Source organism: Marinobacter sp. NP-4(2019) (assembly GCF_003994855.1).
GTDB lineage: Bacteria > Pseudomonadota > Gammaproteobacteria > Pseudomonadales > Oleiphilaceae > Marinobacter.
The window spans coordinates 3706712-3726818 of the sequence record NZ_CP034142.1 but is presented as its reverse complement, the minus strand read 5'-3'; the positions used below and the strand labels follow the sequence as shown (position 1 = coordinate 3726818).

Annotated in this window: 17 protein-coding genes; 10 read left to right on the top strand and 7 right to left on the bottom strand. The window is 57.8% G+C overall.

Annotated features, from left to right (window positions below):
• The first annotated feature begins 372 nt into the window (after nucleotides 1–372).
• From EHN06_RS17020 to astB, 5 genes are all read left to right on the top strand, one after another.
• Nucleotides 373–1596, top strand: a complete 1224-nt coding sequence (locus tag EHN06_RS17020; protein WP_127333707.1) for an aspartate aminotransferase family protein — start codon at nucleotides 373–375, stop codon at nucleotides 1594–1596.
• 169 nt (nucleotides 1597–1765) lie between these two features.
• Nucleotides 1766–2782 (top strand): arginine N-succinyltransferase, encoded by a 1017-nt coding sequence (locus tag EHN06_RS17015; protein WP_127333706.1) that lies wholly within the window; start codon nucleotides 1766–1768, stop codon nucleotides 2780–2782.
• A gap of 34 nt (nucleotides 2783–2816) precedes the next feature.
• On the top strand, nucleotides 2817–3905 hold the full coding sequence (gene astA, locus EHN06_RS17010) for an arginine N-succinyltransferase (RefSeq protein WP_127333705.1): 1089 nt from the start codon (nucleotides 2817–2819) through the stop codon (nucleotides 3903–3905).
• Complete coding sequence (astD, locus tag EHN06_RS17005; RefSeq protein ID WP_127333704.1) at nucleotides 3886–5361, top strand: succinylglutamate-semialdehyde dehydrogenase; 1476 nt, start codon at nucleotides 3886–3888, stop codon at nucleotides 5359–5361. Before astA ends, astD begins: the two co-directional genes overlap by 20 nt.
• 22 nt (nucleotides 5362–5383) lie before the next feature.
• Complete coding sequence (gene astB, locus EHN06_RS17000) at nucleotides 5384–6724, top strand: N-succinylarginine dihydrolase (RefSeq protein WP_127333703.1); 1341 nt, start codon at nucleotides 5384–5386, stop codon at nucleotides 6722–6724.
• Between the two features lie 44 nt (nucleotides 6725–6768).
• Here the strand turns inward: astB and EHN06_RS16995 are convergent, their stop codons facing one another.
• Nucleotides 6769–7410 carry a TetR/AcrR family transcriptional regulator gene (locus tag EHN06_RS16995; protein WP_127333702.1) on the bottom strand — a complete coding sequence of 214 codons (642 nt, stop codon included), beginning with the start codon at nucleotides 7408–7410 and terminating at the stop codon, nucleotides 6769–6771.
• 165 nt (nucleotides 7411–7575) lie between these two features.
• Between EHN06_RS16995 and EHN06_RS16990 the strand changes: the two genes are divergently transcribed.
• Nucleotides 7576–8655 carry an efflux RND transporter periplasmic adaptor subunit gene (locus tag EHN06_RS16990; protein ID WP_127333701.1) on the top strand — a complete coding sequence of 360 codons (1080 nt, stop codon included), beginning with the start codon at nucleotides 7576–7578 and terminating at the stop codon, nucleotides 8653–8655.
• A complete protein-coding gene (locus tag EHN06_RS16985; RefSeq protein ID WP_127333700.1) occupies nucleotides 8655–11678 on the top strand; it encodes an efflux RND transporter permease subunit in 3024 nt (1007 codons plus the stop codon). The genes EHN06_RS16990 and EHN06_RS16985 overlap by 1 nt, the downstream gene beginning before the upstream one ends.
• Before the next feature lie 16 nt (nucleotides 11679–11694).
• On the opposite strand, the gene EHN06_RS16980 is transcribed toward EHN06_RS16985, so the two are convergent.
• From EHN06_RS16980 to EHN06_RS16955, 6 genes are all read right to left on the bottom strand, one after another.
• Nucleotides 11695–12741: a succinylglutamate desuccinylase gene (locus tag EHN06_RS16980; RefSeq protein ID WP_127333699.1), complete on the bottom strand. Its 1047-nt coding sequence runs from the start codon at nucleotides 12739–12741 to the stop codon at nucleotides 11695–11697.
• 183 nt (nucleotides 12742–12924) lie between these two features.
• Nucleotides 12925–13647 (bottom strand): ABC transporter permease, encoded by a 723-nt coding sequence (locus EHN06_RS16975; protein WP_127333698.1) that lies wholly within the window; start codon nucleotides 13645–13647, stop codon nucleotides 12925–12927.
• A 3-nt stretch (nucleotides 13648–13650) separates the two neighbouring features.
• Nucleotides 13651–14355: an ABC transporter permease gene (locus EHN06_RS16970; RefSeq protein WP_127333697.1), complete on the bottom strand. Its 705-nt coding sequence runs from the start codon at nucleotides 14353–14355 to the stop codon at nucleotides 13651–13653.
• 50 nt (nucleotides 14356–14405) lie between these two features.
• Nucleotides 14406–15158, bottom strand: a complete 753-nt coding sequence (locus tag EHN06_RS16965; protein ID WP_127333696.1) for an ABC transporter substrate-binding protein — start codon at nucleotides 15156–15158, stop codon at nucleotides 14406–14408.
• 100 nt (nucleotides 15159–15258) lie between these two features.
• Nucleotides 15259–16029, bottom strand: coding sequence for an ABC transporter ATP-binding protein (locus EHN06_RS16960; protein WP_127333695.1), 771 nt, complete (start codon nucleotides 16027–16029; stop codon nucleotides 15259–15261).
• Between the two features lie 111 nt (nucleotides 16030–16140).
• On the bottom strand, nucleotides 16141–16896 hold the full coding sequence (locus tag EHN06_RS16955; RefSeq protein WP_127333694.1) for an FCD domain-containing protein: 756 nt from the start codon (nucleotides 16894–16896) through the stop codon (nucleotides 16141–16143).
• A 210-nt stretch (nucleotides 16897–17106) separates the two neighbouring features.
• Between EHN06_RS16955 and EHN06_RS16950 the strand changes: the two genes are divergently transcribed.
• From EHN06_RS16950 to glcE, 3 genes are read left to right on the top strand one after another with little or no spacing between them, the layout of a single operon-like run.
• Entirely contained in the window at nucleotides 17107–17532 is a 426-nt protein-coding gene (locus EHN06_RS16950) for a GlcG/HbpS family heme-binding protein (RefSeq protein ID WP_127333693.1), read from the top strand.
• Nucleotides 17533–17572: 40 nt separating this feature from the next.
• Nucleotides 17573–19045, top strand: a complete 1473-nt coding sequence (locus EHN06_RS16945) for an FAD-linked oxidase C-terminal domain-containing protein (protein WP_127333692.1) — start codon at nucleotides 17573–17575, stop codon at nucleotides 19043–19045.
• Nucleotides 19038–20102 carry a glycolate oxidase subunit GlcE gene (gene glcE / locus EHN06_RS16940; RefSeq protein ID WP_127333691.1) on the top strand — a complete coding sequence of 355 codons (1065 nt, stop codon included), beginning with the start codon at nucleotides 19038–19040 and terminating at the stop codon, nucleotides 20100–20102. The genes EHN06_RS16945 and glcE overlap by 8 nt, the downstream gene beginning before the upstream one ends.
• Nucleotides 20103–20107: the final 5 nt, after the last annotated feature.

The window sequence follows — 20107 nt, the reverse complement described above, 5'->3', positions numbered from 1 at the left end:
TTATTTTTGTTGGACCCACTTCAAAGTAGTTACGAATCTGTGACATTTCAAATAAATTTGCGCATTAATTAGACGAATGTCTATACACGTAATTCGTTGCTTTACAGGCATCTGCGATTCGCAGTTCGGAGTAACATTAAACTATGCCCTCCAAAAGTACTGATTCAGGCGCTATAACGCCCGCGTTCCCAGATATCGGAGCTGAGGGTGGAAGGTCGGGCCGTGACCGGATTACCGGAATTGATATTCGTTTCTGACACGGAGGTGAAAGGGTGGTAGGGGGCAGGCGTTACCCGGGCGGATGTGCTCATGCCTTGAGTGGCGTATGATAAATACAGCTTTAATTCTTTGAACCGTTTCCGAGAGAGCCCGATGAACAGAGAACCCGTCAGTCGCGAACTTTTTGATGAAGTCATGGTGCCGAACTACGCTCCCGGCTCAATCATTCCGGTACGTGGAGAAGGCTCCCGCATCTGGGATCAGGAAGGCCGTGAGTTTGTGGATCTTCAGGGCGGCATTGCCGTGACCTGTCTTGGCCACTCCCATCCTGGTCTCGTGGGGGCGTTAACAGACCAGGCCGAGAAGCTCTGGCATCTGTCCAACGTCATGACCAACGAACCGGCACTGCGTCTGGCCAAGACCCTTTGTGATCTTACGTTCGCAGAGCGGGTGTTCTTTGCCAACTCCGGTGGGGAAGCCAATGAGGCTGCGTTCAAGCTTGCCCGGCGCTATGCTTGGGAGCATTTCGGTCCTGAAAAGAATGAAATTATTTCCTTTACCAATTCGTTTCATGGCCGCACCCTCTTTACCGTCAGCGTCGGTGGGCAGCCCAAGTACCTGGAAGGCTTCGAGCCCGCGCCCGGCGGAATTCACCATGCCACGTTTAATGACCTCGAGTCGGTGCGCAAACTGATCTCCAAAGACAAGACCTGCGCTGTGGTGGTGGAGCCTATTCAGGGTGAGGGCGGCGTTATGCCCGCCGATCCGGAATTCCTCAAAGGTCTGCGTCAGCTCTGCGACGAGAACGACGCCCTGCTGGTGTTCGACGAAGTCCAGAGTGGTGTCGGGCGTACCGGTTATCTCTACGCCTACGAAATGTACGATGTCGTTCCCGACATACTCTCCAGCGCCAAGGGTCTGGGCGGCGGTTTCCCTGTGGCTGCGATGCTGACCACCGCCAAAGTGGCTGCAAGCCTCAGTGTCGGCACTCATGGCAGCACGTACGGCGGCAACGCGCTGGCCTGCGCAGTTGCCCAGAAAGTCATCGACACCGTCAGTCAGCCGGATATCCTCAAAGGTGTCAAGGCGCGTTCCGAGCGCCTGCAGAAAGGCATGATGGCCATCGGCGAGCGTTATGGTGTGTTTAGCGAAGTCCGCGGAGCCGGTTTGCTGCTGGGCTGCGTTCTCACCGAAAAGTGGCAGGGCAGGGCCAAGGAGTTCCTGAACGCGGGGTTGGACGAAGGTGTGATGGTCCTGGTGGCGGGTGCCAACGTGGTTCGGCTGGCGCCGTCCCTGATCATCCCGGAGCCTGATATCGAAGATGCGCTCGAACGTTTTGAAGCAGCTGTAAAGAAGGTAACTGAAGCCAGCAATTAACACGGCAGTGGGTTCAGGGAAGGCAAACACAAGGATACGAGTGTAGGTGGGGTGACGATTATTTTTTGCGCCGCCTGTCTGAGCGCAGCGAGTTCCAAGGCGAAAAAATAATCGTCCCCCCCCTACACCTATCCCAAAAGTAGCCAAAACCATTATTAAGGGAGGCCTTATGTGGTTGGTCCGTCCGATTAAAATGGATGACCTGCAAGAGGTACTGGGCATCTCTGGCAAACAGGGTGCAAGGTTGTCATCGACCCTGCCAAAACAGGAAGACGCACTGGCGGCCAAGATAGACTGCTCAGCCCGCTCCTTTGCCGGTAAACTCAAAACCGGAGAGTCTGCCCGCTTTCTGTTTGTGCTTCAGAACACCACCACCGGCAAGATCCATGGCGTCGCCGGTATCGATGCCCGTGCTGGCAACGGCCAGCCTTTCTATAATTATCGAAGGGATGCGCTGATCCATGCATCCCATGAACTGGGCGTATCCCGCCGGGTGGAAGTGCTGTACCCATCACATGCGTTGACGGACACCTCGCTCCTGTGTGCCTTTGCCATCGACTCCGAACTGAAGGGAACCGAAGCCTTCGAGCTGCTTTCCCGTTCCCGCTTGATGTTTATTGCCGAGCACCGGGAGTGCTTCAGTAGCCGCATCGTAGTGGAAATTCAAGGAGTCCAGACCAGTCATGGAGAAGTGCCATTCTGGGACAGTCTGGGGCGGCATTTTTTCGACATGGATTTTGAAACCGCAGATCAGTATTCAGGCCTGCTCAGCAAGACCTTTATTGCCGAGCTGATGCCGCCCAATCCGATCTACGTCACTTTGCTCTCCAATGCCGCCCAGGAAGCGCTCGGGCAACCCCATGAGCTTACCAGGCCAACCTATGAGCTGCTGCAGCATGAAGGCTTCAGTGCAGGGTGTTACGTGGACATTTTCGACGCGGGCCCTGTTCTGGAAGCCCGAACGGACTGCCTGAGAACCGTGGTAACCAGTCGCCGTGCGGTACTGCATGGTAGTCCAGGCGATAACGGCGATACCTGCCTGATATCGGCCGGGCGGGGCGAGCAATTCCGCTGCACCCTGACCCCCCTGGGTGAAACCCTAAGGAATGAAATCAAGGTACCGGTGAAGACCTGGAAATGTCTGGAGTGCAGCTCTGGTGATGACGTAAGGATGGCGCCACTATGATGATCAACAAGCCTACGTGTTCGGGGAGGCTGCCATGCTGGTAATCCGTCCGTTGCAGGAAACCGATCTGGATGCTTTGTACGATATGGCGCGGAATGCAGGGAAGGGGCTGACCACTTTACCCGCAGACCGGGCGTTACTTGAACGCAAGATTCAGCATACCCGGGAAACCTTTAACCAGCGATGTGCCCCGGAAGCCGGCCTGTACCTGTTTGCCCTGGAAGATACTGAACTCAGGCGCTGTGTCGGTATCAGTGGCATCCAGGCCCGGGTGGGGCTGGATGAAGTGTTCTACAACTACCGATTGAGCGTGGCGGTGAATGCCTCGCGGGAGCTCGGGGTACATGTGCGTACTCCCACCCTGCATCTGTCCAACGATATGACCGACACAACGGAAATCTGTTCGCTGTTGTTGTCTGACAGTCATCGTGGCGGTGGTAACGGGTTGCTGCTGTCCCGTTGTCGTTTCATGTATCTGGACAGTTTCCGCAAGCATTTTTCGGAAAAAGTATTCGCGGAAATGCGGGGGGTGTCGGACAAACATGGGCGTAGCCCGTTATGGGACGCCCTGGGCAGCCAGTTTTTTGATATGGAATTCAGTGAGGCCGACATGCTGTCGGGGCTTGGCAACAAATCCTTTATTGCCGAGTTGATGCCGAAGTACCCCATATACGTGCCGATGCTGCCAGACGCGGCCCGGGCGGTTGTGGGCAAGGTTCATGACAACACCGCGCCCGCCCTGAGGATGCTGCAGGCGGAAGGATTCAACTTTAACGGGCTGGTGGATATTTTTGATGGTGGGCCTGTGGTGGAAGCCTTTGTGCACAATATCCGCACGGTGCGGGAGACGATAAACCGGTATGTTCTGATCAGTCATAAACCGATGGACCTGAATTCGCCAGCGTCGGAGCGGGTGATGATTTCCAACGTCTCGTTCCGGGACTTTCGGGTAACCACCATACCAGCGGAATGTATCGGGCCCGATACTGTCACCCTTAATAAGGAGGTGGCGGACATTCTGCTGGTGGAATCCGGCGATCAGGTTCACCTAGCCCCTTTGAAAGACGCCACACTTCAGACTCAAGTACCGGGAGGTGCACGTTATGGCAAACCTGACAGGTGAATTATTTATTGATGGTTTATGGCTGCAAGGCCACGGTTTACCGTTTGAGTCGATCCAGCCAGTCACCGGCGACACGGTCTGGGATGGCGAAAGCGCCAGTCTGGAGGACGTGGATGCGGCGGTTCGTGAAGCTCGCAACAGCTTTGTAAAGTGGCGCCGGAAGTCGTTTGCTGAGCGTAAGGCCCTGGTCGAGGCGTTTGGTGAGAAGCTGGAGGAACACAAGGAAGAGCTGGCTCATCAGATCGGTCTGGAAACCGGTAAACCGCTATGGGAGTCGCGCACCGAAGTGGCGGCAATGATTGGCAAAATCGGTATTTCTGTAAAGGCCTACAATGAGCGTACCGGTCATTCGGAATCCGAGGTGGCTGGTGGTCATGCGGTGTTGCGTCATCGCCCCCATGGTGTGGTGGCGGTTTTCGGCCCCTATAACTTTCCCGGCCACTTGCCCAACGGTCACATTGTGCCGGCCCTGCTGGCGGGTAACACCGTGGTGTTCAAACCCAGCGAGCTAACCCCGGGCGTTGCCGAAATTACCGTTAAACTCTGGGAGCGTGCCGGCTTGCCGGATGGTGTCATCAATCTGGTCCAGGGCGCGGCTCCTACGGGCAAATCCCTTGCCAGCCACCCGGGTATCGATGGTCTGTTCTTTACCGGCAGCTCCACGGTGGGGCACTTGCTGCATGAACAATTTGGCGGCCAGCCGGAGAAAATTCTGGCTTTGGAGATGGGGGGCAATAACCCGTTGATTGTGCAGGATGTGGCTGACGTCGACGGCGCTGTCCATCATGCTTTGCAGTCTGCTTTTCTGTCGGCGGGGCAGCGCTGTACCTGTGCCCGTCGCTTGCTGGTTCCCAAGGGCACCAAAGGGGACCGTTTTATCGAGCGTCTTACGGAAGTCGCTGCTCGCATCCAGGTGGGTGAATTCGACGCCGAGCCTCAGCCATTTATGGGGTCCGTGATCTCTGCAGAAGCGGCAGAGAAGCTGCTGTCGGTGCAGGGCAGCATGATTGAGAAAGGCGCGCGCTCGCTGTTGGAAATGAGGCAGTTGAAGCCCGATACCGGCTTGTTATCTCCCGGTATTCTTGATGCGACTGGCCTGGATCTGAGCGACGAGGAGTTTTTCGGGCCGTTGTTGACGGTCTATCGTTACAAGAGTTTTGACGAGGCACTGGAGCTGGCAAACAATACCCGTTACGGCTTGTCCGCCGGCATTCTCACCGATGATCGCAAGCTCTACGAGCGGCTGGCAGATGAAGTGCGCGCCGGTATCGTCAATTGGAACCGTCCGCTGACCGGTGCCAGCAGCGCGGCGCCGTTTGGAGGTGTGGGGGCCAGTGGCAACCATCGCCCCAGCGCCTACTACGCAGCGGATTACTGCGCGTGGCCGATGGCCTCGCTGGAAGCGAAGAAAAGTGAGATGCCGGACAGCCTGGCGCCCGGTTTGAGTTTTGATTGATCGACGACTGATGGACGGACACATGCCCAAGCACGCGGTAGAAGCCAATTTCGATGGCCTGGTTGGCCCCACTCACAATTACGCCGGTCTGTCATGGGGCAATGTGGCGTCCAAGTCCAATGTGAATGCGGTGTCCAACCCCAAAGAAGCGGCGCTTCAGGGCCTGGCCAAGATGAAGCGGCTGGCGGATCGGGGCTACGTTCAGGGCATTTTGCCTCCCCACGAGCGGCCTCACATTCCGACGCTGAAGGCGCTGGGGTTCACCGGATCGGACAAGGCTGTGCTGGCGGCCGTTGCCAAAGAAAGCCCGTCGATTCTGGCCGCGGCCTCTTCGGCCTCAGCGATGTGGACCGCCAATGCGGCTACGGTGTCACCCAGTGCGGATACCTCGGATCATCGCGTGCACTTCACACCGGCTAACCTCAGTGCCAAGTTTCACCGCTCCATTGAGCATGTGGTAACTGGCAGGGTGCTGAAGTCCATTTTTGCGGATGATGCCTGGTTTGCCCATCATCCGGCACTGCCTTCGGTCAGTCATTTTGGTGATGAAGGGGCGGCCAACCATACCCGCCTGTGCAGCCGTTACGGTGAGCCGGGGGTGGAGTTGTTTGTCTATGGTCAGGTAGCCTTCAATGAACTGGCACCGGCTCCGGTAAAGTATCCCGCACGACAAAGCCTGGAGGCTTCACAGGCCATCGCCCGCCTGCACGGTTTGAGTGACAGCCACGTGGTTTTTGCCCAGCAAAATCCTGCGGCCATTGATGCCGGTGTGTTCCATAACGATGTAATTGCCGTGGGCAATGCCAATACTCTGTTCTACCACGAAATGGCTTTTCTTGAGGAAGAGAAGGTATTGGCCGATATCCGCAGCCGGTTGACCGGCGCCGAATTGCAGGCCGTGCGTGTCAGCAATGCCGAGGTGCCCATCGAGGATGCGGTGCAATCGTACCTGTTCAACAGTCAGTTGCTGAACATCGCCGATGGTATGTTGCTGGCGGTGCCCGGAGAATGCCGTGAGGTTCCTTCGGTCAGCCGTTATCTGGATGACCTGGTGAAAGGCGACAGCCCGATCACATCAGTGGAAGTGTTTGACGTCAAACAGTCCATGCGCAATGGCGGTGGCCCGGCGTGCCTGCGCCTGCGTGTGGCACTGAACGATGATGAGCTCAAGGCCATGCATCATGGCGTGCTGCTGAATGATGCCCTGTACGAGCGCCTGACGACCTGGGTTGAAGCCCATTACCGTGAGGAGTTGTCGACGGAGGATCTGGCGGATCCGATGCTGCTGGATGAAGTCCGCAAGGCTCTGGACGAGTTGACCGGTATTCTGGGTCTGGGCTCCATCTACGATTTTCAGATTTGAGTTGTTTTGTCGGATTACGCCTGCGGCTAATCCGACAATATTCTTTAAGAAGCAATAGAAGACGTCAGCATCTCCATGGTGTGACGGATCAGGGACTCCGCGGAGAATTTCTCCACCTGGCCACTCTCGGCCATTTCGCTTTGACACAGCAAGATGACGCCGTGTAACGCTCCACGCAGGTAAAGAGCTGTCTCCACTGGATCATGGATACGATCGCGGTTCATCGTACCATCCTCGAGGCCCAGACGAATGGCCCCCTCCATCAGCTCCATCAGCTCGGATTTCGAGCACAGCATATCCATGGCCTGTTGTTCGTCCGCTTCCGTCATGGCGGTGGACGCCTTGGTCATGGCTGAAAAGTAGTCCGGTTCTTCCAGGTAAAAGTGGTAGTAGGCCTCCCCCATGGCAGTGATCTGCGCCAGCCCCGTGGTGGCACTGTCTCGCGCCTGCTCAAAACGGCGGCACAGGCTTTGGCCTGCACGCAGCATGATGCCTCGCTGGATGGCCGCCTTGTCCTTGAAGTACACGTACAGCAGAGCCCGGCTCAGGCTGGCGGTGCGGGCTATATCATCCATGGACGTGCGGTCGTAACCCTTCTCCGAGAAAACCAGTTCAGCGGCGTCCAGGATAGCGTCGTAACGGGCCTGCTTTTCCCGCTCCCTGCGTGTTTTCAACTTCTCGCTCATTCTCGTGTCCGGTCGGTGGGGAACTACTCAGTCATCTTACCTTATGATAGATAAAAACCGATTATTGACAATTTGTCAAAGAATGACATTATGTCTGTTAACAACGATTGCTTCCAGGGATTTCGGGGCAGACAAACATCACGAACACGGAAGGAAGGGCTGGTCATGAATCCGAATCGAATCATCATTAAACCTTTTCTGATCGCGGCCGCCGTGCTGATCATGGCGGGCTGCAAATCCCAGGAAGCGTCTCCCGAGAGCGTCGTTCACACAGTCTCTGTTCGGACTGCGGAAGTGGCGGGTGGCCAGACCGAAGGTATTCCCTTGAGGTTCTCCGGGATTATCCGTGCCACCCAGAGAGCGACCCTGACCTTCCAGGTGAGCGGAACCCTGCGTGAACGTGATGTTGAGCTGGGGCAGGAAGTTGCCAAGGGCGATTTGCTGGCCCGGGTGTATAACCCGGCCCTGGAACCGGCCCGTGATTCGGCCCGCGCACGACTCGACGAGTTGAATACCCAGTACGATCAGGCAAAGCGGGAGTGGGAGCGTTCCAGCCGATTGCACGAACGGGGCGTGGTTTCCGAGCAGACTCTGGAGCAGATCGCTGCCCGTCGTGATGGCCTGCGGGCCAGTGTCGCCACGGCTCGCGCCTCACTGGCGGAGGCATCGCGATTGCTGGAAGAGAGTGTGCTGAGGGCCCCGTTTAACGGCCGCGTGGAGGCCGTACTGGTTGAACGGGATGAGTTCGTGGCTGCGGGGCAGCCGGTGATACGGTTGTCTTCTCCCAACGGTCGGGAAGTGGAAGTCCGGGTGCCGGCCTATATGTTGGGCCATGTCAGTCTGGGGCAACTGCTGCCGGTCTGGTCCGTGCAGGACCGGAACCGGGCGCCGGAAACCGGTTCCGTTGTTGAAATTGCACAGGCAGGAGGCGTGCGGGGCGAGCTGCATCCGGTGTTGGTGAGCCTGCCCGCTGATACCCTGGAGCCGGGGGAGCCGGTTGAGGTTGGTATTACGCCGACTGAGGTGGTGGCGACCACGGTTCCATTGCTGTCGGTCATGAAATCTCCCAGTGGTGCCAGCGTGTTTCGGGTGTCGGATGGCGTGGCTCGCCGTGTACCTGTCAGTGTCCAGCGGGTGATTGGTGAACGTGTAGTGGTGGACGCCGACGGCCTTGAAGCGGGCGATCAGGTCATTTACGCGGGCATGACACGGGTAACCGATGGTGACGCTGTGGAGGTGCACTGATGCCTCCCCGCCTGCTGAACTACCAGCGTTTGCTGGGCATGGTGGTGACCATGCTTTGCCTGTTGGGAATCGCCGCCTACAGCACCATGCCAAGGCAGGAAGATCCGTCATTCCCCTATCGCGCCGGTATGGTGACCGTGAATTACCCGGGTGCCAGTGCGGATGCCGTAGAACGTCTGGTGCTGAATCCCCTGACGGATGAGTTGCGCCAGGTGGAGGAGGTCGATTTCACCCAATCCACCGCGCGAACCGGTGTGGCCATTGTCCGGGTTCGTCTCAATGACACCATATACGACACCGATTCTGCCTGGGACCGGGTGCGTCAGGCCATGGATCGGGCGCGGCTCGAATTCCCCGCTGATGTTGGGCAAATGGCTCTGGATGATCGGCTGATCGATATTCCCGCCATCGTGCTGGCGGTGGGCGGCGCCACCTCAGTGACCGAGTTAAGTAAAGTGGCGGAACGCCTGAAGCAGAATCTGTCCGACATACCCGGCGTTTCCAGAATTGAACTGGAAGGGGATGCCGACGAGCAGATTACCCTGGCCCTGGATGACGCGGCCATGTTCCGCCTTGGCATTTCTCCGGCCCGGGTCATGGATACTCTGGCCCGTCGTAATCAGACCATCCCCGGCGGCTTTGTAGTGGTGGATGGCCGACGGATGTCGGTATTGCCCAACAGCGAGTTTGCGGATATCGATGCTATACGGGCGACCCCTATTGAGCTACCGGATGGTTCTCAGGTACCGCTGGCCGCAGCAGCCGAGGTGTGGCGAGGCCCGGAAGAGCCGCGTCAGCCCGAGACCTGGTTTGACGGTGAGCGGGTGGTGCTGGTTTCCGTCATCATGGAGGAAGATTCCACCGACGCCATCCGCTTTGGTGAACGGGTAAGGGAGCGGCTGGATACCATTCGGGGAGACTTTGCTCCCTACCAGATACGTGAAATGTTCTTCCAGCCGGACAAGGTGGAGCAGCGCCTGGATAACCTGGCCTGGAGCCTGGTGTTGTCTGTGCTCATTATTGTTGCGGTGGTGTTCACCGGCATGGGCATTCGCATGGGGATTCTGGTGGCCTCCATCCTGCCGATGGTCGCGTTGATCAGTATCGGCCTTTATGACCTCGGCGGTGGCGTACTGCACCAGATCGCCGTGATTGGTATGGTGATCTCCCTCGGTATCCTGATCGATAACGCCATCGTGATCGTCGAGAGCATCCAGGGGCACCTGGATAGCGGCATGCGCCGGCTGGATGCCCTCAAGCAATCGGTCCGGGAACTGGCCGGCCCCCTCGGTGCCTCCACCGGGACCACCCTGGCGGCTTTTGCGCCATTGTTATTGTCCAAGGGTGGGACCGCAGATTTTACCCGGGGTGTGCCGGTGATGATCATGCTGACGTTGTCCGTCAGCTATCTGTTGGCCATCTCCGCCGTGCCCCTGCTGGCTGCACGCTTTCTCAAGCCCCGCAGGGCGACGGGGCAGGATCGCCTGGTAGGATTGGCCCGATTCCTGGGTGGATTGGTGTATCGCATCCCCGGAAAGCTGATGCTGGCGGGCCTGGTCCTGGTGCTTGTCAGCCTGGCGTTGACCCCCTTCATGAAACAGCAGTTCTTCCCCAATGCTGACCGGCCACAGGTCATCGTGGAGCTCTATATGCCGGAAGGCACCGATCAGGAGCGTACCTCAGCCGTGGCCGCCGATCTCGAACGGGCCATCCGCAAGCGACCGGAGGCCATACAGATTCACCGCTTCACCGGCTTCACCGGACCGAGTTTCTATTACAACCTGCAGCGTTCGCCCCAGGCACCCAACCGGGGTCGCATTGTGGTGTCAACACCGACGCTGGCTGACACCACGGAACTGATTCCCTGGATCCGTGAATACGCCAATAACCATCTGCCGGAGCTGAATCTGTCGGTCGGCATCCTCGGGCAGGGACCACCAAGGGCGGCACCGGTGGAAATCAGGGTCTACCACGCGGACGACGACACTCGGGCGGAAGCGGTGGAACAAGTGTTTTCCGCGCTGCGACAGGTGAGAGGCACGGTAGACGTGCGCCATGACCTGGATATTGGTGTGCCCAGTATCTCTATCAACGTGGACGACGCCAGCGCAGCTCGCTACGGCATCAACCGCTCCGATGTGGCCCAGGGACTGTACGGTCAGAGTTTTGGCGTAGTCGCGGAACAGTACCGTCAGGAAGAAGACCCCATTCCCCTGGTGTTGCGCTCCCGGGAAGGCACCAGCCTGTCGCTGTCGCGCCTGTTGTCGATCAATATATACAACGACCAGGGCGATGCCGTACCCCTGTCCGCAGTGACATCGGTGAAAACCTCCTGGGAACCGGCGGCGCGCTACCTTCGCAATGGCGTGCGGATGAATACCGTCACCGCTAATTTGCTGACCGGTTACAGTTTCAGTCAGGCCTTGCAGGGACTGGAGGCAGCACTGGCAGAAAACCCGCTGCCCGCGGGAACGCGCCTGGGTATGGGCGGGGACGCGGAAGGCTCCGATGATGCCAACAATGCCCTGCTGACCACCGCTCCCATCGGCATATTGCTGTTGTTCTTCCTGTTGATCCAGTTCAACTCCTTCCGCCGTGTGGGCATCATACTGCTCACAGTTCCACTGGCGACGGTGGGCATCTTCCCCGGTCTGGTGCTGTCCGGCTCACCGTTCGGGTTCCAGTCACTGCTTGGGGTGATTGCCCTGGTGGGGATTGTGGTGAACAACGCCATCGTGCTGCTGGACGTGATGGATCGACAGCTGGAAAAAGGTGAGGGCATTCGAGAGGCAGTACGCACGGCAGTGGAACAGCGCACGCGGCCGATCCTGCTGACGACAGCGACCACCGTGGCCGGCCTGTTGCCGTTGGCATTCTCCAGCTCCACGCTGTGGCCACCCATGGCCTGGGCCATTATCTCCGGCCTGCTGGCCTCCACCGTACTGACCTTGCTGGTCATCCCCTCGGTCTGCAGTAAGGTCATCCACTGCAAGGTCGCCGAACCCGAGAACGCGCCGGCATAAACAGCTGTCGGCGGGATCAGGCCCCGAGCGTTTGCCGGGGCCTGATCAGCAGCCCGACCCGTTGCCCCACCGGCACATCCCGGTTGGGAAACACAATCGATTCCGGCGAAGGACCCACCCGATACTCCGTCTCCGCATCTTCCCAGATCAACGTGCCTGGAGCGTACTCGGTGAAATTGGCGACATCATCGGGAACGTGGAAACGGAAACTGTTGCCGGTATTGATGATCTCATGCACCACCTCGAATACTGCCAGATGGTCACAAGGCGGTTTTGGCTTAACCGGTGACAGCCCGCGCATACGACGACGCAGCGCATCGCCGATACCGGTGAACCGGGACAGATCGTTCTGACCAAAAGGCCGGACCTTCCCCAGCTCCACCGTAAAACTCTCCGCCTTCAGCACAGAAGACGAAAACGACGAAAACGTCGTGCCCTCACGGTGCTGCAGCAGCAACGTCTCAACCCCCGCCTCCAGCAAAAATTCACACTGCGCCTGGGGCACTTCCCGTCCGGCCACAAACGGATACAACGCAAACTTCTCCCGTCGGGACGGCCGAATCGCCGTATGCAGATCGTAGTGACACAGATCGTACGGATACAACGTCGCAAACTGCCGGCAGGTTTCCTCCAGAAACTGAGCCCGGGCAGCCTCCGGCAGCCCCTGGTAAGCTTCTTTCCCATGCGCGCCATGGAACAGTCGATTCATATTTACATCAACAAACCGCTCACCGGCCACCATGGCTGGCGGATTGCCCAGAATCAGCAGCACCGGACAGGCTAGCGGCCATCGCCCGTCCAACAACTCCGTCACCAGACCGTTCAACACCTCAATGGGAGCAGTTTCGTTGCCGTGGACCCCGGCGGAAACGATCAGTGCTTCTTGATTGGGATTAGGGCGATCGGCAGGAGGGCGCAGTTCGAGAACCCCAACGGCCCGACGAATGGCGTGAGTGCCATCGGGAAGTTGGGTTTTAACTTCGGGAAGTGAATTTGCATAGTTGGCGAGCGTATGGTCCAACCAGCCGGGATGAGCATCAAAGAGATAATCACTGGTTTTCATCGAATCCCCGTAAAGAGTCTGAGGTCAGCCAGCGGGGCTGCCTCCCGGGAATCTTGAAGGCCATGGACGGCCTGAAAGAAGCGCACATGGATGTGCTCGTAGCGGTTCCCGGGAGGCGGTCCCGCCGGCTGACCATGCACCAATACTCGAGGCGGCTCGCCCGGACACCCAAGGTGGAAGTTGTCAGGAACCGACAGGCCGCTGATGCTTCAGCAAATGATTCTCCAGCTTGCGGAACGCAAACACCAGCGCAAAGGTCAGCAGCATGTACAGCAGCGCCACAAACAGGAAAGCATCGAACGGCGCATAAAACCGCGAGTAGATGTTCCGGGCAGCACCGGTCAGATCCACAATGGTCACCACACTGGCAATGGCACTCGCGTGAAGCATGAAAATCACCTCATTCGAGTACGCCTGCACCGCCCGCCGCGCCGCACTCGGCAACACAATACGCCGCATGCGCAGGAACCAGTTCATGCCATAGGCCTTCGCCGCCTCAATCTCACCATGGGGCGTCGACACAATGGCGCCGCGGATAATTTCCGTAGTATAAGCTGCCGTATTCAGCGTGAACGCCAACAGAGCAGGGTAAAAGGGCTCGCGGAAAATCTCCCACCAGAAAGTTTCCTGGATACCCTCAATCTGCGCCAGTCCGTAGTAAATAATATAAAGCTGTATCAGCAGCGGCGTGCCACGGAACAGGTAGGTGTAAAGCCATACCGGGCCCGAGACAAACGGATTCCTGACCGTGCGTAGAATCGCCAGCGGGATGGCAACCACCAAACCGATTACCAGGGACAGAAACACCAGGTGAACCGTCGTAACCAGCCCCTCCCAGTATTCCATGATGGTCATGGCGGTAAAGATTTCGTTCTGGTTCAGCCACTGGGCAATAAAGTCTGGCATCACTTAACCCTCCTGAACCACGCCGACGTTGGCCCGTTTGTTGAGCCACTTGATAAACAATTCCGAGCCGGCTGTCAGGGTCAGGTACACAAAGGCCACCGGAATGAAAAAGTGGAACGGCATCCGCTCCGCCTTGGCGGCTTCCTCGGCCACGCGGACCATATCTGTCAACCCGATAATGGACACCAGGGCCGTGGTCTTCAGCAGTACCTGCCAGTTGTTGCCGATCCCCGGCAGGGCATGGCGCAGCATCTGCGGAAACATGATCCTGCGGAAGGTGTGCCAGCGCGTGAAGCCATAGGCGCGGGCGGCTTCAATCTGCCCGGATTCCACCGCCAGGAATGCCCCGCGGAAGGTTTCCGTCATATAAGCACCGAAAATCAGCCCGATCGTGATTACCCCGGAGATGAACGGATCGAACTGAAAGAAAAAATCGATTTCGTAAGCGTCCCAGACATAATCCGAGATCATGTTCACGACGACCTGCCCGCCATAGTAAAACAGTAACATCATCACCAGGTCCGGAACTCCCCGGATCAGTGTGGTGTAGGCGGTGGCGATCCCTTTGGCCGCCCGGCTATTTGATAGTTTGGCAGAGGCACCGATCAGACCGAGGGCAACGGCGAGAGCCAGTGAGAGGAAGGCCAGTTCAATGGTGACGACCGCCCCTTCCAACAGGGCCGGGCCATAGCCTTTCAAATCGAGCATGGGAACGTCCGGTAAGCAGAGGGCGGCCGTTGTGGCCGCCCCGAAGCATTTTACATTTTGATGTCGTAAGCGAAGTACTTCTTCATGATGGTGTCATAGGTACCATCTTCTTTCAGGGTGGCCAGGGCTGCGTTCACTTCTTCGGCCAAGTCCTTGTCACGCTTGCGCATGGCAACACCCACGCCTTCACCCAGTTTGACCGGCTCAGCCACTTCCTTGAAGCCTTCCTTGCTCAGAACGGTCTGCTCACCCACCGGGTAGTCCACGAACACAACGTCCAGACGCTGACCTTCCAGATCCAGAACCATATCATCCGCTGTGGTGTAGCGCTTGATGGTGACAACGCCGCCCATGTTTTCGGTAACGTAGGTGTCCATGGTCGTGCCACGCTGAACGCCTACGGTTTTGCCTTTCATGGCGTCCATGTCGGTGACGTCGGTATTAAAGTCTTCAGGACCGAACCAGCCACCCGGCGTGTTGTAGTATGGCTCGGAGAACAGAACGCGCTCGGCACGCTCCGGAGTGATGGACATGGAAGACATGATCAGGTCGAATTTGCGGGCCAGCAGACCCGGAATCATGCCGTCCCATGCCTGGATAACGAATTCGCAGTTGGCGTTCATTTCTTCACACATGGCTTCTGCCAGTTCGACTTCGAAGCCAGTCAGCTCGCCATTTTCGTCCTTGTATTCGAACGGCTCGTAGGGCACATCGAATGCAATGCGGAGGTTACGTTCCTGAGCCTGGGCCACGCCGGTAATCATGGCCAGGGCGCAGATTGCTGCAACGATCAGTTTTTTCATGTGTCACTTCTCCAGTGGTTTGCCTTGTGGGCTTTATTTTTGATGGAAGCTTTTGGTTCCAACTTTTTATTTCTTCACCGGTTCAAGATAGCACCGAGCGTCAGAACTTGGGAGCCAGGAACTGTTTCATGCGTTCCGAGTCCGGGTTGCCAAACACTTTATCGGGTGTACCCTGTTCCTCAATCACGCCCTGATGCAAGAACAGGACCTGAGTTGACACATCCCTTGCAAATGCCATTTCGTGGGTGACCACGATCATGGTTCGGCCTTCCTCGGCCAGGCTTTGCATCACCTTCAGTACTTCGCCGACCAGCTCAGGATCCAGCGCTGATGTCGGCTCGTCAAACAGCATGACCTCGGGTTCCATGGCCAGCGCGCGTGCAATCGCCGCCCGTTGTTGCTGACCGCCCGACATCTGGGCCGGGTAGTAATCCTTTCGCTCGTAGATTCCGACCTTGTTCAGGTACGCCTCGGCGCGCTCGATGGCTTCCTTTTTGGGAACCTTGAGAACGTTGACGGGTGCTTCGATGATGTTTTCCAGTACGGTCATATGGGACCAGAGATTGAAGCTCTGGAAGACCATGGACAGCTTGGCGCGGATCAATTCAACCTGCTTGTTATCGGCGGGAATGCGCTCACCCTTGCGGTTTTTGGTGAACCGGATTGGATCGCCGTGCACGATAATGTCGCCGGAGGTCGGGATTTCAAGCATGTTGATACAGCGCAGGAAGGTACTCTTCCCGGAGCCGGAACTGCCGATCAGGGAGACCACATCACCTTTACGGGTTTCCAATGAGATACCCTTGAGCACTTCAAGCTGGTCAAAGGTCTTGTGAATATCCCTGCAGATCAAAGGCGCTTGTTCCGCCATGGGCGACTCCTGAGGCTGTCATTCAAAGGCGCATGTTTTACGGACTGTGACATCGGAAATCAATACCCTTTACGAAGGGTTTTGCCGAGAATCACAACAGATACCGTCAAATCATTGTGTCGCACTGTTTGAGCAATGCAAGCTTTTTGCATCGGTCGGGCGAGTGACCGATGCCCCTTCCTCTTCAAGGTGTTTCAGGGATGTAATGACAAACCTGACGTGGGATGTTGCTGCTTTTTGCGCTGCGGTGGCCCGGCCGGAAATAATGGCCCGATACAGGCGACGATGTTGTTTCATAATGGATTGCCGCATTTCCTCACGAGGGTTCAGGTTGGCCACTGAAGCCTGGACAGTCAGCAGCATCATTTTCTTTAGCCCATTCAGAATGTGAACCAGGACCGGGTTATGGGAGGCTTCCACAATCGCCTGATGGAAACCATGGTCGGGTTCGGCGTTGCTGAGTGGATCGGTCTCTCCCAGGCGTTCGAACGCGCGGGTAATCCGTATCCGGTCCATGTTGGTGGCTCTTTGCGCCGCCAGGTAGGCCGCCTGGCCTTCCAACTGTTCACGTACCTCGAGCAAATCGTAAAGCGTGCGGGAGTGATCGGAATACAGGTGCATCAGAGGGTTGCTGTCATCCGCTTCGGGGCTGCCTGGCAACATGCTGGCCACGAACGATCCCTTGCCGTGATAGGTTTTGATCACCCCGCGGCCCTGCAGCTCATGTAGTGCTTCACGGACAAGGGCCCGGGATACCCCGAGCCGAAATGCCAACTGCCGTTCTGATGGGATTTTCTGACCGGGTGCCAGCCCCCCATCGAGAATCAGCTGTTCCAGCCGAAAAGAGATGTCTTCCGATTGAGCCATAACCTGCCTTGTTCCAATCAATACAGTAGCTGCTACATAGAAATGAACTAGAGTTATTTTACCTGACAGCATAGTCCCCAAAAACTGGTCAGACCAGTGTTCAATAATCTGGACTAACCTGTGTGTGATCCGGACTATGGAAACAGACCGGGCGTTAGGGCATCAAAACACCCGAGCGACTTCACCTGACTGATATGGGAGCGACCAAGTATGTTAACGATCAATCGATTGGACCTGGTGGATGCGAGACTCCTGATTGAGGGGGCGGCGCAAAAAGCTCATGAACTTGGCGTGCCTATGTGTATTGCTGTCGTGGACGAGTCCGGCAACCTGATTGCTTTCGAACGAATGGACGGCGGCAAGATAACCAGCGTGACCATCGCGCAGGACAAAGCGTTTACCGCCGCTGCCGCAAAGAAAGCCACCCACGAGTACAACAAGGTTAACGTGCCTGGCAGCCTCGCGTTCGGCATTCATACCGAAGTGGGCGGCCGTCTCAGTTCCGTCGGTGGCGGACTACCGGTGATGGTTGACGGCGAAGTGGTGGGCGGTATCGGCCTGAGTTCCGGTACCCCACAGCAGGACATGGACTGTGCCCAGGCTGGAATTGACCACTTTGAAACCAAACGCGGTTAATGGCTGTCACAGCTAAAGCGACACATACCCAGAGACTGATATGACCATCAATCCGAAAGTCAGCAAAGCCGAACTGGCGGAGCAGTTCCGGACGTTTATCGACCCGGAATACGTCATCACTGATGACGAAACCATGAAGCCCTATGAATGCGACGGCATGTCCATGTATTGCGAGATGCCTTTGCTGGTGGTGCTGCCGGAAACCGTCGAACAGGTACAGCGGGTAATGCGTATCTGTAACGAAAACGCAGTACCGGTGGTGGCCCGTGGTGCGGGCACGGGGCTCAGTGCCGGTGCAATGCCGAACAAAGAGGGCGTGGTGCTGTCGCTGGCCAAGTTCAATCGCATCATCGATATTGATCCTTTGGCGCGTACCGCCAGGCTGCAACCGGGCGTGCGCAACCTCGCCATCAGTGAGGAAGCGGCCCAGTATGGGCTTTATTATGGGCCGGATCCATCGTCACAGATTGCCTGCACCATTGGCGGCAATGTCGCGGAAAACTCCGGCGGCGTTCACTGCCTGAAGTATGGGCTGACCGTACACAACATTCTGAGCGTGGAAATGGTGACGGCCGAAGGAGACCTGGTCACCGTTGGCAGTGACGGTCTGGATGTCTGTGGCATGGACTTGTTGGCTCTGATGACCGGCTCCGAAGGCTTGCTTGGCGTGGTCACCGAAGTAAAAGTCAAACTATTGCCCAAGCCGGAAGTGGCCCAGGTGGTCATGGCCGGCTTTGACAGCGTGCAGAAAGGCGGTGACGCGGTGGGCGGCATCATCGCTCACGGCATCATTCCCGGTGGCCTGGAAATGATGGATGGCCACGCCATTATCGCCGCCGATGATTTTGCCCAGGCCGGTTACCCAAGGGATGCCAAAGCCTTGCTGCTGTGCGAAGTGGACGGTACTGAGGAGGAAGTCCACGAGCACATTGCTGAAGCGGAAGAGGTCTTCCGCAAGCTGGGGGCCACCTCGGTTCGCACCTCCCAGAGTGAAGAGGAGCGCGCGTTGCTATGGAAAGGACGTAAATCGGCGTTCCCGGCGGTGGGCCGCATATCGCCGGACTACTATTGCATGGATGGCACCATTCCCCGCCGTGAAATCGCCCATGTGCTGACCGAGATGGAGAAAATGTCGGAAGAATTCGGCCTGCGGGTGGCCAACGTATTTCATGCCGGCGATGGCAACCTGCACCCACTGATCCTGTTCGATGCCAACGTACCCGGCGAGTTCGAACGCACCGAAGCCTTCGGCAGCAGCATCCTTTCCCTATGCGTGGAAGTCGGGGGCTGCATTACCGGAGAACATGGTGTGGGGGTGGAGAAAGTCCGCCAGATGGCGGTGCAGTTCAACGATGAAGAGTTGCAGCAGTTCCACGACATCAAAGCCGCGTTCGATCCGATGGGCATCCTGAATCCCGGCAAGGGCGTCCCGGCTCTGCGTTTCTGCCAGGAATACCGCTCACTCGAGTACAAACTACACAAGCACGACCATACGGAAGCCGCCCATGGCTGATCATCTCCAGACACTCCGGGAGCAAGTGCTCCAGGCCCGCGACAGTGGGCGCAAACTTAACGTTGTCGGCGGCGGAACCAAGGCCTTCATGGGCCGCGCCGCCGATCCGGATGCCAGCACCCTGAACGTGGGTGAACACACCGGAATCGTCGACTACCACCCGGTGGAACTGGTACTCACCGTGCGTGCCGGCACCACGCTGACCGAAATCGAAGCCACGCTGGCGGAAGAAGGGCAGGCCCTGCACTTCGAGCCCCCGCACTTCGGGGAAGCCTCCACCATTGGCGGAACCCTGGCCTGCAACCTCTCCGGCCCCGGCCGTCCTTGGGCCGGCTCCGTGCGTGACCAGGTGCTGGGTGTGCGACTGATCAACGGCAAAGGCGAACATCTGCGTTTTGGCGGGCAAGTGATGAAAAACGTTGCTGGCTACGACGTCTCCCGACTCCAGGCCGGCGCCATGGGCACCCTGGGGGTGCTCACCGAAATCAGCATGAAAGTCATGCCCAAACCCGCCGCCACCCTGACCCTGGTTCAGGAGATGGCAGTGGACGAGGTCATCCGCTACATGAACAGCCGTGCGGCCGAACCCAAGCCCATCACCGCCGCCTGCTGGCTCGACGGCAAGGTCTATCTGCGACTGTCCGGCGCCCGCTCGGCCGTGGAGGCCACCGCCCGGAAATGGTCCGGCGAGGTGATGGAAAACGGCGACCAGTTCTGGCGCCAGATCCAGGACATGCAGCACGACTTTTTCACCGGCGACGACCCGCTATGGCGCTTCTCCGTCGGCTCCACCGCCGCGAACCCGACACTCGATGGCCCCTGGTTGATTGACTGGGCTGGCTCCCAGCGCTGGTATCGGGGCGATGCCGAGATGAAACAGATGGAAGCACTGGCGAAAGACGCCGGCGGACAGGTCAGCCTGTTCCGTGGCGGCGACCGTGAGGGTGAAGTGATGCACCACCAGCCGGATGCCCTGAAAAGCATACAGCGCCGTGTGAAAAACTCGTTCGATCCCGACGGCATTTTTAACCCGGGCCGGCTATACAGCTGGTTGTGAATAGG

Excerpts from the sequence above, each read along its gene's own strand:
- astB (WP_127333703.1), top strand. The coding sequence starts at position 5,384 with ATGCCCAAGCACGCGGTAGAAGCCAATTTCGATGGCCTGGTTGGCCCC.
- EHN06_RS16985 (WP_127333700.1), top strand. The coding sequence starts at position 8,655 with ATGCCTCCCCGCCTGCTGAACTACCAGCGTTTGCTGGGCATGGTGGTG.
- EHN06_RS16955 (WP_127333694.1), bottom strand. The coding sequence starts at position 16,896 with ATGGCTCAATCGGAAGACATCTCTTTTCGGCTGGAACAGCTGATTCTC.
- EHN06_RS16950 (WP_127333693.1), top strand. The coding sequence starts at position 17,107 with ATGTTAACGATCAATCGATTGGACCTGGTGGATGCGAGACTCCTGATT.
- EHN06_RS17020 (WP_127333707.1), top strand. The coding sequence starts at position 373 with ATGAACAGAGAACCCGTCAGTCGCGAACTTTTTGATGAAGTCATGGTG.
- glcE (WP_127333691.1), top strand. The coding sequence starts at position 19,038 with ATGGCTGATCATCTCCAGACACTCCGGGAGCAAGTGCTCCAGGCCCGC.
- EHN06_RS16970 (WP_127333697.1), bottom strand. The coding sequence starts at position 14,355 with ATGCTCGATTTGAAAGGCTATGGCCCGGCCCTGTTGGAAGGGGCGGTC.
- EHN06_RS16960 (WP_127333695.1), bottom strand. The coding sequence starts at position 16,029 with ATGGCGGAACAAGCGCCTTTGATCTGCAGGGATATTCACAAGACCTTT.
- EHN06_RS17015 (WP_127333706.1), top strand. The coding sequence starts at position 1,766 with ATGTGGTTGGTCCGTCCGATTAAAATGGATGACCTGCAAGAGGTACTG.
- astA (WP_127333705.1), top strand. The coding sequence starts at position 2,817 with ATGCTGGTAATCCGTCCGTTGCAGGAAACCGATCTGGATGCTTTGTAC.
- EHN06_RS16980 (WP_127333699.1), bottom strand. The coding sequence starts at position 12,741 with ATGAAAACCAGTGATTATCTCTTTGATGCTCATCCCGGCTGGTTGGAC.
- EHN06_RS16995 (WP_127333702.1), bottom strand. The coding sequence starts at position 7,410 with ATGAGCGAGAAGTTGAAAACACGCAGGGAGCGGGAAAAGCAGGCCCGT.
- EHN06_RS16945 (WP_127333692.1), top strand. The coding sequence starts at position 17,573 with ATGACCATCAATCCGAAAGTCAGCAAAGCCGAACTGGCGGAGCAGTTC.
- EHN06_RS16965 (WP_127333696.1), bottom strand. The coding sequence starts at position 15,158 with ATGAAAAAACTGATCGTTGCAGCAATCTGCGCCCTGGCCATGATTACC.
- EHN06_RS16990 (WP_127333701.1), top strand. The coding sequence starts at position 7,576 with ATGAATCCGAATCGAATCATCATTAAACCTTTTCTGATCGCGGCCGCC.
- EHN06_RS16975 (WP_127333698.1), bottom strand. The coding sequence starts at position 13,647 with ATGCCAGACTTTATTGCCCAGTGGCTGAACCAGAACGAAATCTTTACC.
- astD (WP_127333704.1), top strand. The coding sequence starts at position 3,886 with ATGGCAAACCTGACAGGTGAATTATTTATTGATGGTTTATGGCTGCAA.